Below are 16,070 nucleotides of genomic sequence, written 5' to 3' on the forward strand. Positions count from 1 at the left end.
GGGGTCAGGGGGCCGGTGCCGGTCGGGGCTCGGAGTAGGGCGCGGTGATCCGGTCCAGCGCGGTGCGGATGCGCGCCGCGTTGCCCAGGACCCAGGAGGAGAAGACCTCCTCGGTCACGTGGCCGCGCCGGGCCTCGGCGACCGGCCCGTCGTGGCGCTCGGCGGCCGTTTCGAGGTGGGCCATCGCGGCGACCAGGTCGGTGATCAGCGGCGTCTCGATGCGAGCGACCGTCCGGACGTGGTCACAGGCGGCGGGGGAGGGGGAGATGGCGTTCATGGTGAAGTCCTTCTGGAAGCGGAGCGGGGGATCAGTGCTCGTCGAGGGAGGCGAGCAGGGCTTGCAGGCCCGACCTGGCCGGCGGACGGCGCGGAGCCGCGGGCGTCGGGACGGGCGAGGCCGGGGGGACGGGAACGGTGCGCGCCGGCCGGGTGGGGGCCGGCGCCGCGGCGACCGGCACGGCAGCAGCCGCTCGGACGGCCTTCGGCTTGTCCCGGGCGGGCGTTCGCACGTGGACGGTGCAGGTGGCAAGGGCCAGTCGAGGCCGGCTCCCGTGCTGGGGCGAGCCCGCCAGCCGTCCGCCGGCCGGAGTCGAGGCGTACACCAGGAGGCTGCGCAGCGCGCGGGCCGGATCACGTCCGTCCAGGCGGGCGTAGCGCAGCACCCAGGCTGTGCCCCAGGGCAGGACGATCATCACGAGGATGTTCATGACGCCGAAGTGGGCCCACAGCTGCCGGGTGATGACCAGGAGCAGGAACACCGCGACCATCGTCACGATCTGGGTGATCGTGTACGGGCCTCCCGGCAGTCGGCCGGCGCCCGGGAGCTTCCCGATCACCAGCGGGTGCCGGCGCGCCCGCGTGTACGAGTGGCCGATCAGCTGTTCCTCGTCGGCGCTCATGCCGACTGCCCGGCGTCAACGGTCGACGGCACCTCTCGGGGCGCGACCTGGACGGCCTTCGGCTGGGGCGCGCTGTTGACCTCCGAGCCGACCTTCGTCTGCAGGGACGGCATGTTGGCTATGCCCCACAGCACCAGCGCGCCCAGGAGGAAGGCGACCACGGTGGCGACCCAGCTCTTGGTGCGCCAGTAGGCACCGAAGATCGCGATGACGACGCCGACGCCGGCCACGAGCTTGACGAGGGTGCCGATCTGGTTCGTCTTGGTCGTGGCCCAGGTGATGATGTCGCCCGCCAGCAGGACGGTGTTCGGATCGGTGGTGTGCATGGGTGTTCTCTCTCGTTTCTCGTTGGTCAGGAGGAGGGGGACGGCGACGGCGAGGCGTCCGTGCTGCCCGAGTCGTCGGAGTCGGGGGCGGGAGTGACCAGCGCCGGGCCGCTGTCGCGCTGGAGCACCGGGGCGGTGTCGAGGGAGGCGACCTCCCAGCGGCCGCCGCGCGAGTGCAGCGACAGCGTGTAGGTGAGGGGGTAGCTCGAACCGGAGTCGTCCTTGGCGGTGACCGTGGCCATGGCGTGGCGGACTGCGCCGTCGCTGGGCACCGTTGTGCTGCTGGCGTTGCCCGAGTCATCGGCGACGTCGGTGATCTCGACGCCGGTGTACGGCGCCGGGGCGACGGGCTGCAGGGTCACGCCGGGCGACGTGTAGCGGTCCAGGCCGCCCTTGCCGGCCAGGTAGGCGTTGAGGAAGCCCGAGATGGTCTGCGTCGCGGGGTCGGCCGGATTGTTGCCGCGGTCCGTTCCGTAGCCGAGGCTGCTGGGCTTCAGCGAGGCGGGCGCGGCGACCTGGGCCGGAAGCGCGGTCGCCGCGTAGCCGGCGGCGGAGTCGTCGGACTTCTTGGTCCCGCCGGCGGACGCGGGGCCCAGCACCTGGACCGCGACCTGGTAGTACTGCAGGCCGGCGTCGACCCAGGCGCCCTTGCTGGTCTTCTGCGCCACACGGGCCGCGACGGTCACCGCCCAGTAGCCCGGCTGCACCTCACGGCTGGCCACCGCGACCGTGCTCGTGGCGCTGCGCTTGCCCGGCGTGTTCGTCAGGGTGACCGAACCGGAGAAGAACGGGCTGAGCGAGGACTCGGTCCCTTGCCCGGCCTCCAGGTAAGCCGTCACGTACAGCTGAGCCCACCCGCCAGGCCCGGTGGCGGAGGCCGACTGAGCGGTCGGGGCGGTCACCGGCGCGCCCTGAGCGGGGCTGGAGGAGCCGAGCAACGAGGCGACCCCGAGCAGCGGGCCGGAGGCGATCAGGACCCAGGCGCCGATCCGGGCCAGCCGCGCGGCCCCCGACAGCCCGGCGGTGGTGGTCTGCCAGCCGGTCTCCGCTTCGGAGTCGACTGCTTCCTCTTCCGTCTGCGCCGCGGGGACGTCGTCCCATGTCTCGTCCTCGGCCGCCGGACGCCGGCGGAACCTCACGACGCCCTCCGCTCTGCCTGGGCGGTGATGACGGCGCGGATCCGCTCGCGCAGTTCCTCGGGGGACCGCCGGAGCATCGACTCCCAGGACCGCAGGGCGGCCTCGGAGTCGGACTCCATGAAGTGGCGCAGTGCCTGGTGCACACCGCGGTCGAGCGGGTCGAGGACGAGAGCGGTGCCCAGCTGAGTCAGCTGGCGCCGAGCCCGGGCGACGCGGGTCTCGTCTTCGTCGAGCAGGGGTTCGGCGGATCCGGGCGGGCCGGTGAGGGAAGTGGACACGGTGGGACTCCCGGTCTCGGTGATGGGCTGGGGGGGAAGAGGTCGTGAACGCGGATCGCCACTAGAGGTGCGGATCGGGCCCGCGGTGTGACGGCCGGCGGCCGGGAACTTCAGACGGTCGCGAGGTAGCCGTTCAGGTCGGCGTCGCGCAGGGGGCGGACCGCGCGGCTCGCCCGCTGCCGGAGCCGGGCGCCCTCGGCGCCCATCGCACGGGTGGTGCGGAACGCCTGGTCGTCATCGAGCGCGGTGCTGAGGTAGTACTCCGTGATCCGCTGCGCGTCGGAGACCTTCAGCGCCCCCATGTCCACCGCCCACATGACGAGGGCGAGCAGTTCGGTACGCGCTTCGCCGTCGGTCAGCTCCGGCTCCTCGCTGCTCACGAGCTCGAGTTCCGCGGCGTGGGCCAGGAGGTCCGCGAGCTCGACCTGGAGGAGGGGGTCGTCTCCGTCGGCGCCGAGCAGCGGCACCTGCGGATCGCCGGCGAGGGGTGCGAGGGAATTGGTGATCTTCCGGAGCTCGCGACGGTCGTCGAAGTCGTCGGCCAGGATGCTCTGCGCCAGCGACAGCGTGTCCATGGCGAGGTTCGCGAAGATCGAGCGGGGCCGGCGCTCCAGCGGGTAGGTCCGGACGTTCTCGAACAGCGCGCTCAGGACGGTGCCGAAGACGACCTCCCAATCGACGCCGGGACGGAGCTGGGTCTTGGCCGTCAAGATCGCCTTGGGCAGCAGGACCCGAACGGCGATCTTCCAGGCGAGCTGGCTGTCGAAGCCCTCGCCCGCTGCCCGCTGCACCAGCACGGTCATGACCTGGTCGTGCCCGGCCCAGTCCCCGCGCCGGTACAGCGAGACCAGCAGCTGCACGATGTCCTGAGGGGTGCGGACGTCGACGAGCTCGGCGTGCTCCTGCGACCAGCGGGTGACCCCCTCGGCGGCGCGCGGATCACTGCACAGGACCTCCCAGTCCCGGTTCATCCGCTGCAGGGCGCCGTACCCGGAGCCCGAGGGGGCGGTGGCCGCGGCGGTGCGGACCTTGGCGGCCACATCCGCCTCCGTCCAGTTCCGGTTCATGCGCAGTACGGCGCCGTACCGGGACCCGGAGGGAGCGGTGGCAGAGGCGGTGCGGTTCTTGGTGGCCACGTCCGTGTCCGTCCTTTCGCGACATCTGGCTGATGTCGCTCACGCTCTTCGCACCCCCCTTGTCCGCGGTCTGATCGCCTCCGGGGCGTGACGCGGTCCAGGGGATTCGCAGGTGCGGTGCGGTCGGACAAGGGGTGCGCGGACAAGGGGGTGCGGTCCGCGGACAAAGAGGTGCGGTCCGCGGACAAGGGGGCGCACCGCACCATGCGCACCGCACCATGAGCGGTGCGGTGCGCATGGTGCGGTGCGGTGACGCCGACCTCCCGTGCGCACCGCACCGCCTCCGGACCCGCTCGAGGTGCGGTGGTGCGGGCGGGCCGGTTCCCCCTCGGCCGATGCTCTTCGGAGAGGTGCGCACCGGACAGAAGCCGACTGCGCTGTGTGACGTGGGGGAGAGATCTCTCCTGCTGGAGGCCCCTCGCGGCCCGTGCAGAAGAAGTTCGGAAGCGAGGCGGTGGGAACGCCACGCCGACATCCAGGCAGCAGCCGGCGAGAGCTGGTCCAGGAGGAATGTGGTCCTGGTCGACCTGGACAAGGGGGTCGGGCGGTGCCGGACAAGGGGGGTGCTAGCTCGGTCCGGTGCCGGACAAGGGGGTGATCGGCCGGACCGATCCCGGACAAGGGGGTCGAGCCCGAAGCCGGACAAGGGGTCCTGTGATAGGCGCGCCGCTTCCGGACAAGGGGTCGGAATGATCACGCTCCGCAGCCGGCGCAGCCAGGGCGCGCGGTCAGGTCACCGTGCGCACCTGGTTGGCCGACGAGCTCCGGACCGCCACCGCACCGGGTGCTCCCGATGGTGGTGCGGGGTGCGCCGGCTCGGCCGCACCACCGCACCGCACCACCGCATCAGGTCTCGGGGAGTCCCGGTGCGCACCGCACCGGGACGACCGCCCGCACCGCACCCCGCACCGCACCACCGCACCTGCCGCACCACCGCACCTGCGGTGCGGTGGTGCGGCAGGTGCGGTCCGGGGTGCGCACCGGTGCACCGGCCTCCCACCGTGGTGCGCTCCGCCGCATCGGAACGGCTCTGCCCTCGGCGACGATCTGGCGTCAAGCTGCTTCCGAGGCGAGTTCCAGGATCCGGTGCCGGGCGCAGACGCTTCGGGTGGGTAGGGCCTCGCGGCCGCAGGGGACGTCGTTCGCTCCGGTACACATCATCGGCTCACTCATCCAGGGCCTGGTCGGCATGGGGATCGACGCCGGGGCGGTCGGCCTCGATACCTCCGAGCGGCACGGGGGGCACAGCCCGTCGGCCAAGGCCCGGCCGACGAGGAAGATCCTGGTGCAGCATCCGGTGCAGGTTCCGCGAGGCGGCCCTGGCGGCAGATCGAGGACGGCCTTTTTCGCCGCCGGCCGCCGGACCGCGTCGTCCGCGGTGCAGTCGGTGCAGGCTCCGGACATACCGGGGCGGGTTCCGTGCTCAGGGCACAGACCGTCCTCCAGCCGCTGGGCTCGCTGGCGGGCGAAGAACCGGTCGGCCACGACCTCCGCGCACACGTCGCACCGGCGTCCGGTCGACCACATCACCCCGGCTTCGCAGTCCTGATGCCCGCACCCCCACCGCGGTAGCGCGACACCGAGCAGCCACCGGCCGGCATCGTCGATGTCCGAGGTCATGGTCTGGGCGAACCGCGTCGTGAGCCGGTGGCGGATCCGCTCCGCGGCCATGCCGGACCGCAGCTGGCGGCCGACTTCCCGCGCGATCTTCCGGGCCACGAACGCGTTGCCGACGCGGCCCAGCAGCCAGTGCACGGGTTCCAGCACCGCGTAGATCTCCGCGCTCATCGTCAGCTGCGGTCCGGCGTACGGCCTCCTGGGGGCGGGCGCCGGTTCGCCACGCTGCTTCGGGATGGAGGAGTTGGTGTTTTCACCCGCGCGGAGCGCGAGAGGAGCCGCCGGCCGGGTTCGCGCGGGAGCGCCCGGCGGGTTTTCCACAGGCCAGGCGCCCTCTACTACCTGAGCCTCGCCTACGGCGGGTGAGCCAAGCGCGCTCACGTCATCAGGTCGGTCAGTCGTAGGTGATTCCTCATTCGCGAGGGACCCCTCACCACCCAGCGGACCCGATCCCTCACCAACCGGGGAAGTGCCGGACTCGTCCGTCCCGGACTCCGCAGCCTCGCGGCCGCCGTCGTCGTCCTCGCACAGGGCGGGCGGAACCTCGTCCGGCACGATGTCGTGCGCGACGAACTGGTGCCGTCCGTATGCTGCCGCCCTGCGCCGTACGGTCAGCCATCGCGCGGACTCGAGCTCGTCCACGACCACGCCCGCCGCCGTGGTCGTCAGCGGCTGTCCGGCCTTCGCGCCGGAGTGGTGGAACAGGGAGCCGGCCAGCTCGGCTTCGGTCAGCGCCAATCCCACCGCCTGGGCGTAGGCGATGACCGCGTACGCGCGCAGCTGACGGGGGGAGAGGTCCTCCGCAGCCGCGACCGGCACCCACACGAACGCCTCCGTGCGCGACAGCGGCCTGGTCCGGCGCAACGCCGACGTGCCGCGCCCGCCGCGCAGCGTGCGCCGCCGCGAGGTCAGCTCCACGACCTGGTCTGGCGCGGGACGGGCCAGCTGAGCGAGCCCCCTCTCCACCGAGGCCTTCGAGATGCCCAGGTACGAGGCGATCGTCGCCGCTCTGGCCTGGCACCCCTCCTCGCGTAGACCCAGCGCCTTCACCTTGACGTACACCGCCAAGGCGATGTCCGCGTAGAACGCGGAGGTCACCAACCGCATCGGGACCCTGACCCGCTGGCGGCGCACGGGCGCACCGGGGCTTGGGCACGCCGTCGTGCCGGGGCGCGGCAAGGGGGCTGCGCTGCCCGGCGGTGCGGTGCTCGTTTCGTCCCCGGGGGCTGCGTGCGCGTCCGGGGAGGCGGTTGGGCTGACGTTCAGAACGGTGGTGGGCACACTTCTCCTGGCACAGCGGCCCGAGGCTCGCTGCGCTGGGTGTCGCAGTCCCTCCGACGGTGGGCGGGACTGTTGTGTTGTCGATGCGGGTGCGGTCCTCAGCCGGTCAGAAGTGGGTGTCGGGCATAGAGGTGCACGGACCCGGTTCGGTGTGACGGAAGAGCGCGGAGGATTTCGGCCCCCCTTGTCCACAGCCGGACCGTCGTCGGTCCGCTCGGCCTCCAGACCGCGGCGGGACCTGGGCTGACCTGCGGGACAAGGGGGTTGGTGAGGACCACCGGGACCCCTTGTCCTGCGGCACGGGACGCGAGGTCAGCGGGCAGCGCACACAGGCCGCCGAGGCCGCCGAGGCCGGCGGAACCGAGCGGGTCCAGGAACGGGACAAGGGGTCCGTGCGCCGGACAGATCCGCCGGACAAGGGGTCCGCGAGATCGGCGGCGGCGCCGTGCGGGACCCCGGGGACGGGGCGCGATGCGCGTCCGCGGGCACGGCGGCGCAGGCGATGGTGGCCGGGATCGGCCGCAGCGCGCGCCGCCTGAGCTGACAAAGAGCATGGCGGTACTGCAAGATGTACTCCGTCCTCCCCGAGCCTGGCCCGGGGTACGACAAAGCCCCGCTTGGGGCAGCTGCTGGTGAGGCAGTGATCATCAGACCGAGAGGTCTGAACTTCGCTCAGGGGAGCGGCAAACTCCCGCTGGGCGGTGAAGGCCGGATCGAGGAGCGGCAAACTCCGAGACCGGCGGAGAAGGGGCGAGGAGCGGCCTGGCAAAAGGCGCCCGCCCGGTCGGCTACGACATCCCGCCCCCCTTGACCGGGGCGGTGCGCCCGGAGCGCGAGCCGCTCAGCACAACAGCCCGCCACGACGGCGTCGAGGACGCCGCTCGATCAGCGGGCTGGCTGAGGGCTTGCGCGTGGGCGCGAGTACGCTTCACCACGAGACCGCCTTATCGGTTCTCGGTTCGACAAGCCCCCGTGACCTGCTCAAAGTCGCGGGGGCATCGTGCTTCGGCGTCGACACTAGATCGACTGAAAGTCACCATATCCCCATCCTCCTCGTATGTGGACAGCCGATTCATGGCCGCAGCACATGGCGTGCACACACCAAAAATGCCTACGAGATGGATCGTTCACGGACAGATCCGCGTGATTGTGACAGAAAGACGCGACCGGTGCTGACGGTCAGCAGCTCGCAGTAGACGGGCTCCTCGCCGCGGAAGCCTGTGCGCTGGATGACGTGCACGGGGGAGGGGCCGGACTTCAGCAGGCGCGCCTCGTCACCGGCGGCCGCGCGCGTGGACCACCGGCTTCGCAGGTCCGTCTCGTCGAGGTCGTGCTCCGACAGCAGCCGGACCTCGTCGACGTGGGTCGGCGTCGACAGCCCGCGGACGGTTTCGGCGACCGACTGCGGCACGTAGAACCGCCGAAGGACCCATGGCGCACCCGCACGGTGGTGGACCGTACTGCGCACCAGCACCTCCATCCCCTCCGGGGCCTGGAGGAGATCGGCGACCACCTGCGGCGCCTGAAGCCTCTCCACACGCAGCTGCTCGCCGCGGTCGAGCCGCTCCTCGCCGGCGGGCAGGAGCATGCCCTCCCGTGTCCAGGTCACCTCGAAGGCCGAGGCCGGCACCCCGATGACCTGATAGCCGCGCTTCGGCAGCGACTGGACCAGGCCCTCCTCGACGAGGGGGGTGATGCCGGCCGCGACCGTGTTCCGGACAACGCCGAATCGGGCGGCGAGCTCTCGGCCGGAGGGCAGGAAGGTCCCCGGCTCGAACGTGCCGGCCGCGATGTCGCGGCGCAGTTCGGCGGTGACTCTGTCCTGCTGGAGCGGGTTCGGCATGACGCACATCTTGCCGTACCGGCGTAGCCCGGGCCGGGCCCTGAACTGCTTCATCGCGGATCCCCTTGACGTGAGCGATCTTCCGGTGCAGCATCATTCCCCATCTGGCTCATCTGGACTAAGCCAAATGAGCCAGATGTGATCACGAGTGATGGAGACCGCCCCACCATGAGCACCCGAATCCGAACCACCACCGCCGCCGAGACGCCCGGCACCGGCGACTCCGACGAGACTGAGATCGCCCTCTACCTCGCCCAGGCCGACCCCGTCGATGTCCTCGCGGCCGGCGGCTACCTCTCCGGCCGCGACGGCCACCTCATCGCCCGACAGCTGCGCCGACCCCAGCTGCGCCAAGCCCTGGAGCACTCCGTCTGCCACGCTGTGGCCCCCGACCCCGACCGCTTCTACCAGGGCGACGAGGAACCCGACTCCAACTGGCGCCGCCGCAGGGCAGCCGCCATCCGCGACCACTGCGCGATCTGCCCCGTCCGCGCCGCGTGCGCCGAGCTCGCCCTGAGGGACGAAGACCCCCACGGCGTCCGCGGCGGCCTGGTCCAGCGCAAGCTCGCGCTGCGGCTGAAGACCGAGCACGACCGGCTGGCCACCGCCCGCGCCGAGGACACGCGTACCGCCCACGACCAGAACGAACTGATCCGGGCCGCGGCCGACGTCCAGCGCATCGCCCAGCAGTACATGGGCTCCTCCGTCCCGGCCGACAAACGAGCCGAGAACAAGGCCGCGATCCTCTCGGCCGTCGAGCGCCGCGACACCCTTCGCCGCGCCCACCGCACCCAGGCCGGCTGGGAAGAGGCGGCATGAACCAGGCCCTGCTCCACCACGTCGTGCCGCCCGTCCTCCACCACGCCAGCACTGACTCGCCGGCGCGGCGCCGGCGTACCGGCCGCAGTGGGGGTGAACAGTGATCCGCATCCTGCGCTCCGACGCGCTGCACCGGCTGCTGCGTGCGGCGGCGACCGCCCGCCACGACGCCCGAACCGCCCGCCGAGACCTGGCCGAGCTCCGCAGCCGCCACCGCGCCCTGGTCAGTCACCTCGCCCGGCGCGATCCCGTCCACCTTGTCGTCGACGTACCTGTCTCCGCCGCCAACGACGACGAGCACATCGCACCGCTGAACGTCGTGCTCCTCGTGCTGTGGCACCAGGCCGTCCTGGAACGTGAGGCGTTCCGCGACTGGGTGACCGAGGAGCCGCCCCTCGTAGCCGAGGAATGCCAAGCCCGCGCTGCCGCCGCCGCAGAGCAGAAGGACAGGCTGTGAACCTCGATCTGCTCCCCGGTACGACGCTCACCCTCGCCGAGCTGCTCACCTCGTGGCAGTTCGTCGTCGGCACGGTCGTTCTCACCCTCGGCCCCGCGCTCGCCCTGCGGCGCCGGCGGGCAGTCCACGCCGCCCTCGACGAGCAGCAGCGCTCCGCCGCGCTCGAGCTCCGCGGCCGCCGCGTCGAAGACCGCCTCACCCTGGTGATCGCAGCCGCCGCCGCGGCTCTGTCCGCAACCGGCCTTCGCCGTGTGGGCCGGCACCAGATGGGCTTGGCCGATCCGTTCGATCTCCTGCCCTTCATCGCCCTGGACATTGCCGCGATGGTCTGCGGCCGCCGCGCGCGCCGCCGCGCACGCACCGGCCAGGGGCCCGGCCTGTCCGGAATCCTCTTCTGGGTGCTGGCCGGCACCAGCTCCTTGTTCTCCGCGGCCGAAGCGGCCTCCCCGCTCGGCGCCGCCGTACGCGCGGTGTGGCCCATCCTGGCTGCAGTCTTGTGGGAACTCGGCTCTTTGGAGGAACGCCGCGCGGCCCACAGCAACCGGGCCCGCCCGGACCGTCGCCTGGCGCTGACCCGCCTTCTCCACCCCGTCGAGGCCGTTCGTGTCGCGCTCCTGCTCGCAGCCCGACAGGAACTCACCCAGGAAGAGGCCACCGCCGAGGTACGCATCTCCCGCGCCGCCTACCGCTGGTACCGGTTGCGCCGCGCCCAAGACGCGGTCCGCAAGGCCAGCAGACCAACCCGCTGGGCATTCCGTCTTCTCGAAGTACGGGCCGACGGTCGCGCCCAGAACGCCAGCGAGCGGGCGCGGTGCGCCGATCCCGCGGTGCTGGAACAGGTCGTCAGCCGACTTCAACTGCGCGTCCGCCAGACGGAATGGGCCGGTATGAATCTGCGCTCCGCGGCGGCCTTCGAAGCCATGCGCGGCACGCTGATCGGATTCACCGCACCCGTTCCGGCCCGTGCCGGTTCCGCCCATACCACCTCGTCCGCCAGTGCGGGAGCCAGCGGGAATCCGCAGGTGGAAGCCGGTATGGACAGTGCGGACAGCACGAGCGACGTCCTCACGGACGCAGAGGTCGAGGAGAGTTTCGTGCGTCTCATCCCCCGCCACCGCGACGGCAAGCTGGCCTATGGGATCAACAAGTGCGCCCGCATCATCGGCATCGGCACGCCGCGGGCCCGCAAGTTCCACACCTCACAGAGCGAATGGCTCCCCGCCGCCGTAGCCCGGCACGGCGGCACAATGCCCCCTGCCCCGACCGGGCCGGCGACTCCGCCTCCCCGGGAGACGCACGTCGACCAGGTCCTCGCCCTGGCCAACGCGGATGCAGGACCGCCGACCGAACCCGACCACCGGGACCAGCCGCGCGAATCCGCTGCACCGGGCAACCGCACCGACGAACTCCTGCGCCCTGGTCTGGCCGCCGCCTACCAGCCACTCCCCGGCAGCCAGCTCCTCGTTCCCATCGGCGCCGGCCGCCTCTGACATCCCCTGCTCGACGGACACCGGCTCCGCCGCCCGCGAGCACGACTTCTCCAAGGACCTCGCCATGACTCGACCTGCCATGTCCGTGTCGTTCGACGACCACGTCGCCCAAGCTCTCGCCCTCGTCGCCGACCAGCGTCCCGCACGTCCTCCGCTCCCGGCGCACCGACCGCAGCGCCCCGCCCTCGCCCGTGTCATCCCGTTGCCGACACGCGCCTCCGGGGCCGGCAGAACCCGCCGATGAAGATCTCGACCAGACTGCGCCGAAACGAACAACCCCCTGCGGCCTGGACCCCGGAGCCCGCCCGAACGGCGACTCGGCCGCCGGTGGCGGAAACGAACTCCGAGCCCGCCCGTACGTCAAATCCGTCCCTGGCGAGACCGCCCCCGTGGGCTGGCCCGGATGACGAGCCGCTCACCCGGTGGCCGTTCCCCACGTCGAGGGCCATCCGCTATCTCCCTCGCCTCGCGTCGGCCCCGAATTTCTCGGTAAGCCCCCGAGGCACCGGCTCGCAGACCTGCGCGACGCCCTGGCCGACCAGAACTGCTCAGCCGGAGAAGTGGGGCATGGAATCCGAGATTGCTTAAAACTATGAATGTTGGTAATGTAATGCTTGTTGGGTGTGAGACGTGTCGAGCGGCACAGGCCGCTCGACGTCACACGGACCCGGCACATCACACCTCTACTGCCCGAACCCGCAAAAGCGGGCGTTCCCGCACGCGAACCAGGAGCACCATGTCCACCCCGATCAACCTGACCAAGACCTCCGCCATCAGCCTGGAGAAGGTCGCCGGCACCGCCCCCGGCCTGATCGACGCCTACAAGTCGGCCGAGACCACCCTGAGGAAGAACGAACTCCTGGGCGAGCGGGCCGCCGTCTACCTCGTACTCGACCGCTCCGGCTCCATGCACCCGTTCTACAGTGACGGAAGCGTCCAGCGACTGGCCGAACAGGCCCTCGGCCTGGCCGCCCACTTCGACGACGACGGCATCGTGCCACTCACCCTCTTCTCCACCGAAGTCCACACCCACAACGTCCGCCGGGGGCTGCTCCGCCGCAGCTCGAAGACCATTGACATCGCCCTCAACGACTACCAGGGGCGCGTCGGCGCGATCCACAAAGCTCTCGGCCACATGGGCCGCACCAACTACTCGACCGCGATGGAAGCGGTCATCGAGCACTACCAGCAGAGCAAGACCAGCGCCCCCGCCTTCGTGATCTTCCAAACGGACGGCGCCCCGGACGACAGGGCGGCAACCTCGGAACTGCTCCAGCAGGCGGCGAAGCTCCCGATCTTCTGGCAGTTCGTCGGCTTCGGAGAGGACCCGTTCACCTACCTCCGGCGCCTGGACGAGATGCCCGTCCCGCAGATGCGCGTCGTTGACAATGCCGGCTTCTTCCCGGCCGGGGGCAGCCCCAGCACCCTGACCGACGACTACCTCTACGCCAACCTGATGAGCGAATTCCCGAAGTGGCTCACAGCCGCCCGCGGCCAGGGCATTCTGCGCTGACCCGCCACAGCCCCGCGTTCGCCCCCTGGCCAAGCCAGGGGGCGAACGCATTTCCACCCTGCTGCTCGCGCCCCTGCGGTCGGCAGCTGGAACACCCGGCTGTGCCGCCCGCGCCGGAAACGCCGAGAACAGTCCTCGACCCTTGGACTCGGCCGGGCGCCGCCGCGACGCGAGGGTACCCGCGGCGGCGGCATCGTCCACGGCTCTGCTCCGCCGAACCACACGCCGCCCCTGCGGCCCGGGAGACACGGAGCCGGGACAGAGCTCCAGACGCTCACCAGGTGCGAAGACACCTCGGACGGCACATGCGACGGGCCCCACGCCACGTCCAGCTGGTCACGCTGTCGATGCCGATGCGCCAAGGGAGAACTCTCCTCCCCGATTCCATAACGTAACCGCATGAGAGGGGGAGATCTCTCCCCTCCGACTGGGTTGCAGCAAGGGGACCCGCCGCCTCGACGGAGGAGAGATCTCCCCTCCAGCGGCGAAGGGAGATCTCTCCTCGCCAGCCCCTGCGATGCCGGCCACATGCCGCCAGGGAGAGATATTCCCCTCCGAGCGCGGCGACCAGCAGGGCCCCGCGTACTGCATTTCGCCAAGTCCCGTTTCGAGTCCCCTTTGGAGTCCTGGTTGGACACCCGTTTCGAGTCCCGTTTCAGATCCCCTTTCGGGTCCCGTTCGGGCGCTGCCGAAATCGGTGAAACACGCAGCTCACAGGCACGGACAAGGGGTAGAAGTCGTGCCGACTACTTCCCTACGGGCCTATGGCAGAGCTGGGTGGACGTGCGAAGTCACATCAGACAGAGCGGGAGAGCAGGCGGAGCCGGCGCGAGGCGGGATCTAGACGAGCAACCAGAGCGGAGGCAGGAACGGACAGGGTGACGACGTGCGGAGGTGGAGCGGGTTGAAGCTGGTACGACGTGCGGAGGTGGAGCGGGTTGAAGCGGTGCCGAGGACAGCGGAGCAAGCAGAGGCAGAGCAGAGCAGCAGCGGAGGAGACGGGCCGAGATGGGTGATGTGCGGTGGGAATGAGACGGGCCTGGTCGGTCGCGGAGCAGATCGAGGTTGGCGGGCGGAGACGACGGGTGACCTTGTGTGCGGAAACAGGGACCAGACAGCAGCGCGCCCCGCTCACGTTCGTGAGCGGGGCGGGGGGCGGGGGCGGGGCGGGCGTTACGCCGCACGCTGGTTGGCGTCCGCCAGAAGGGAGCGACCGACGTCACCTGCGGCCTCTGCGGGGGTCTTCCCGGCCCCGAGGGCCAGAAGGTATCGAGTGGTGGTGACGGCGACCGCCTCGGGCGTGCTGAGCGCCTGATGGACCGTGGGCGCTCGCACGCCCCACTTCTGGGCGATCAGTACGCTGGCGGCTGAGGTGATGAACGCGACGGCGTCCGCCACGCCGTCGGGCGATCCCGGGGGGAGCGAGTCGCTCATGGTCCTACCTCCTTCCTAGGTGATGAGACGAGTGGTCCGGCCCGGGGTGCGCCTTATCCGGCGCACCCCGGGGGACGGCTCACGCCTGGGTCAGCGTGGCCAGTTCGGCGGACAGGTCGGCGCGCTTGAGGTTCAGGACGTTGATCGCACCAGTGAGCTGAGCAGCGGGAGCCATGTCCGGCGTGACGTCCGGGCTGGTGATGGTGTTCTCCGGAAGCTCGTCACGCTCCTTGGTCATGTCCGCGATCCGCTCACCGATCGACATGATGTCCGTCGTGAGCTGGTCGATCTTGTCGGCCTTCGTCTTGGCGTGCTGCTCGGTCCAGGTGGTCTCCGCCTTAATGAACTCCGCGTACTTCGCGGTCAGCTCGGTGAGGTCGTCGCGCTTCATCCACTCGACCACCAGGGCCGTCACCAGATCGGCGGTGCGCAGCGCCGTTCGGCCGCTCACGTCAACCGCGTTGACGCCGGTGGCGTACTGGGCACCGGCGAGGTTCCGGAGCCAGAGGATCGGCGACGTCTGCGAAATCTCCAGAGGGTTGACCTTCTTGTGCCCGACCACGAACGGGGCGTTCGCGCTGCCCAGAGCCGGAACGTCGCTGCGCTGGTGCCGGTTCTCGGCCGACCCTGCGCCGAACTGGACGTTCACGAGGCCCGGGGTCGTCGGCTCCGCGTTGTAGTCGGGGTGGATCACGAAGGACCCGACGGGGATGACGCCCTCCTGTACGACCCGCTTGACCGCGTAGGTGACCTCGCCGTTCTCGCCGATCGTGCTCTCGGCCGAGTAGGTGGCGCCGGTCGTGGTGGTGAAGGTCTGAACGGTCATGTTGTCCTCCAGGACAGGTGGTGTTGAGAGGGGCCGGAGTGCCGTTTCCGGCCCCTTCTGAGAATTACTATACCCAAATTCATAGTGTTAAGCAATAAGGTCAGCTTACCGAGTGGTGCGTGCGGTCAGTTTCGCGTACCGGGGCTGGCACCCCAGCATCTCGGCGTACCACGCCTCCTTGGTCGCCAGCCAAGCGCCGAGGTCGAGCACTGTTGCGTCGGGCGCGGTGCGCTGCGCTGCCAGGAACGCCTCCCAGTCGCTCCACCAGATGGTCGCCTCGACCGTGTACTTCTCGGTGAACCAGATGCCCCACTTCAGGACCTGGCGGGTCAACTCGACCGTCTCCGTGTGCGCCGCGCGGTGGCAGCCGGGGTGGCTCGCCTCGCGGCTGCAGGTGTACGTCGTCGCGTCCTGCTCGCGCTCCCGCGTGTACGTCGAGGTGCAGTTCGTGGTTATGGTGTTCGCTCCTTCCCGCTCACAAGGAACTGGGCGAGCCTCAGCCGGAAGCGGGTCCATGTTCACGAAGGTGGTCATCAAGCTCTCCTTAGTTCCTCGGTGTTTCCGTCGACCTCGTGAGCACTACAATACACAGACTCATAGAGTTAAGCAACTAGGATTATTGGGAGGGGTGGGGTCGCCTGGACGGCCGCTCGCAGGTCCCCGCGTAGGACGGCGTCCGCGGCACTGGCCTCGGAGACCTCGGTCCGCAGGGTGGTCTCGGCGTTGTGCAGCATGTCGCGCAGGCCGGCCAGCTCGGTGCGCAATTCGTCATCGGTCCGGTGATCCGTGGCCCGCAGGAAGGCGCCGACGTTCTCCTCCTCGGCTTCCTTCTTCCGCAGGTCCGTAGTGAGCTGTGTCCGGCTCAGTGACTACAATATTCAGTCTAATTCATAGAATTAAGCAACGCGCTAGGCCCTCTGGAGCCATTCGAGGTTCTTCGCCAAGAAGAGATGCCCGATGTCGCCAGCCGTCACGTAGAAGAACTTCCTGCCTACGCCGTAGGTCTCCTCCC

16 protein-coding genes are annotated in these 16,070 nt (G+C 70.4%); 4 read left to right on the forward strand and 12 right to left on the reverse strand.

The annotated features are described in order from the left end of the window. Positions 1 to 4: 4 nt before the first annotated feature. From ABZ861_RS22580 to ABZ861_RS22615, 8 genes are all read right to left on the reverse strand, one after another. Positions 5 to 277, reverse strand: coding sequence for a hypothetical protein (locus tag ABZ861_RS22580; RefSeq protein ID WP_361632832.1), 273 nt, complete (start codon positions 275 to 277; stop codon positions 5 to 7). 31 nt (positions 278 to 308) lie between these two features. After that, positions 309 to 899: a hypothetical protein gene (locus ABZ861_RS22585; protein ID WP_361632834.1), complete on the reverse strand. Its 591-nt coding sequence runs from the start codon at positions 897 to 899 to the stop codon at positions 309 to 311. After that, complete coding sequence (locus tag ABZ861_RS22590) at positions 896 to 1,225, reverse strand: hypothetical protein (RefSeq protein ID WP_361632836.1); 330 nt, start codon at positions 1,223 to 1,225, stop codon at positions 896 to 898. Before ABZ861_RS22590 ends, ABZ861_RS22585 begins: the two co-directional genes overlap by 4 nt. Before the next feature lie 26 nt (positions 1,226 to 1,251). Beyond that, positions 1,252 to 2,364: a conjugal transfer protein gene (locus tag ABZ861_RS22595; RefSeq protein ID WP_361632838.1), complete on the reverse strand. Its 1,113-nt coding sequence runs from the start codon at positions 2,362 to 2,364 to the stop codon at positions 1,252 to 1,254. Beyond that, entirely contained in the window at positions 2,361 to 2,642 is a 282-nt protein-coding gene (locus ABZ861_RS22600; RefSeq protein WP_361632840.1) for a hypothetical protein, read from the reverse strand. Before ABZ861_RS22600 ends, ABZ861_RS22595 begins: the two co-directional genes overlap by 4 nt. A 110-nt stretch (positions 2,643 to 2,752) precedes the next feature. Next, the gene (locus ABZ861_RS22605) at positions 2,753 to 3,778 is read right to left on the reverse strand and encodes a hypothetical protein (protein ID WP_361632842.1); all 1,026 of its coding nucleotides are present in this window, start codon (positions 3,776 to 3,778) and stop codon (positions 2,753 to 2,755) included. A gap of 1,053 nt (positions 3,779 to 4,831) precedes the next feature. Continuing rightward, positions 4,832 to 6,502: a hypothetical protein gene (locus ABZ861_RS22610; protein ID WP_361632844.1), complete on the reverse strand. Its 1,671-nt coding sequence runs from the start codon at positions 6,500 to 6,502 to the stop codon at positions 4,832 to 4,834. Positions 6,503 to 7,787: 1,285 nt separating this feature from the next. After that, entirely contained in the window at positions 7,788 to 8,573 is a 786-nt protein-coding gene (locus ABZ861_RS22615; protein ID WP_361632846.1) for a GntR family transcriptional regulator, read from the reverse strand. Between the two features lie 114 nt (positions 8,574 to 8,687). Between ABZ861_RS22615 and ABZ861_RS22620 the strand changes: the two genes are divergently transcribed. The 4 genes from ABZ861_RS22620 to ABZ861_RS22635 all read left to right on the forward strand — a co-directional run bounded on the left by ABZ861_RS22620 (position 8,688) and on the right by ABZ861_RS22635 (position 12,798). After that, positions 8,688 to 9,338, forward strand: a complete 651-nt coding sequence (locus ABZ861_RS22620) for a WhiB family transcriptional regulator (protein ID WP_361632848.1) — start codon at positions 8,688 to 8,690, stop codon at positions 9,336 to 9,338. 100 nt (positions 9,339 to 9,438) lie between these two features. Beyond that, a complete protein-coding gene (locus ABZ861_RS22625) occupies positions 9,439 to 9,795 on the forward strand; it encodes a hypothetical protein (RefSeq protein ID WP_361632850.1) in 357 nt (118 codons plus the stop codon). Then, entirely contained in the window at positions 9,792 to 11,285 is a 1,494-nt protein-coding gene (locus ABZ861_RS22630) for a hypothetical protein (protein ID WP_361632851.1), read from the forward strand. The genes ABZ861_RS22625 and ABZ861_RS22630 overlap by 4 nt, the downstream gene beginning before the upstream one ends. 736 nt (positions 11,286 to 12,021) lie before the next feature. Beyond that, positions 12,022 to 12,798, forward strand: a complete 777-nt coding sequence (locus ABZ861_RS22635) for a VWA domain-containing protein (RefSeq protein WP_361632853.1) — start codon at positions 12,022 to 12,024, stop codon at positions 12,796 to 12,798. A 1,173-nt stretch (positions 12,799 to 13,971) separates the two neighbouring features. Here the strand turns inward: ABZ861_RS22635 and ABZ861_RS22640 are convergent. The 4 genes from ABZ861_RS22640 to ABZ861_RS22655 all read right to left on the reverse strand — a co-directional run bounded on the left by ABZ861_RS22640 (position 13,972) and on the right by ABZ861_RS22655 (position 15,822). Next, positions 13,972 to 14,232: a hypothetical protein gene (locus ABZ861_RS22640; protein ID WP_361632855.1), complete on the reverse strand. Its 261-nt coding sequence runs from the start codon at positions 14,230 to 14,232 to the stop codon at positions 13,972 to 13,974. A 79-nt stretch (positions 14,233 to 14,311) separates the two neighbouring features. Beyond that, on the reverse strand, positions 14,312 to 15,058 hold the full coding sequence (locus ABZ861_RS22645) for a hypothetical protein (RefSeq protein WP_361632857.1): 747 nt from the start codon (positions 15,056 to 15,058) through the stop codon (positions 14,312 to 14,314). Between the two features lie 105 nt (positions 15,059 to 15,163). Beyond that, a complete protein-coding gene (locus ABZ861_RS22650) occupies positions 15,164 to 15,592 on the reverse strand; it encodes a hypothetical protein (RefSeq protein WP_361632859.1) in 429 nt (142 codons plus the stop codon). A gap of 68 nt (positions 15,593 to 15,660) precedes the next feature. Further along, positions 15,661 to 15,822 carry a hypothetical protein gene (locus ABZ861_RS22655; protein WP_361632861.1) on the reverse strand — a complete coding sequence of 54 codons (162 nt, stop codon included), beginning with the start codon at positions 15,820 to 15,822 and terminating at the stop codon, positions 15,661 to 15,663. Between the last annotated feature and the right edge of the window lie 248 nt (positions 15,823 to 16,070).

This window comes from Streptomyces sp. NPDC046985 (assembly GCF_040644415.1).
Classification (GTDB): domain Bacteria; phylum Actinomycetota; class Actinomycetes; order Streptomycetales; family Streptomycetaceae; genus Streptomyces.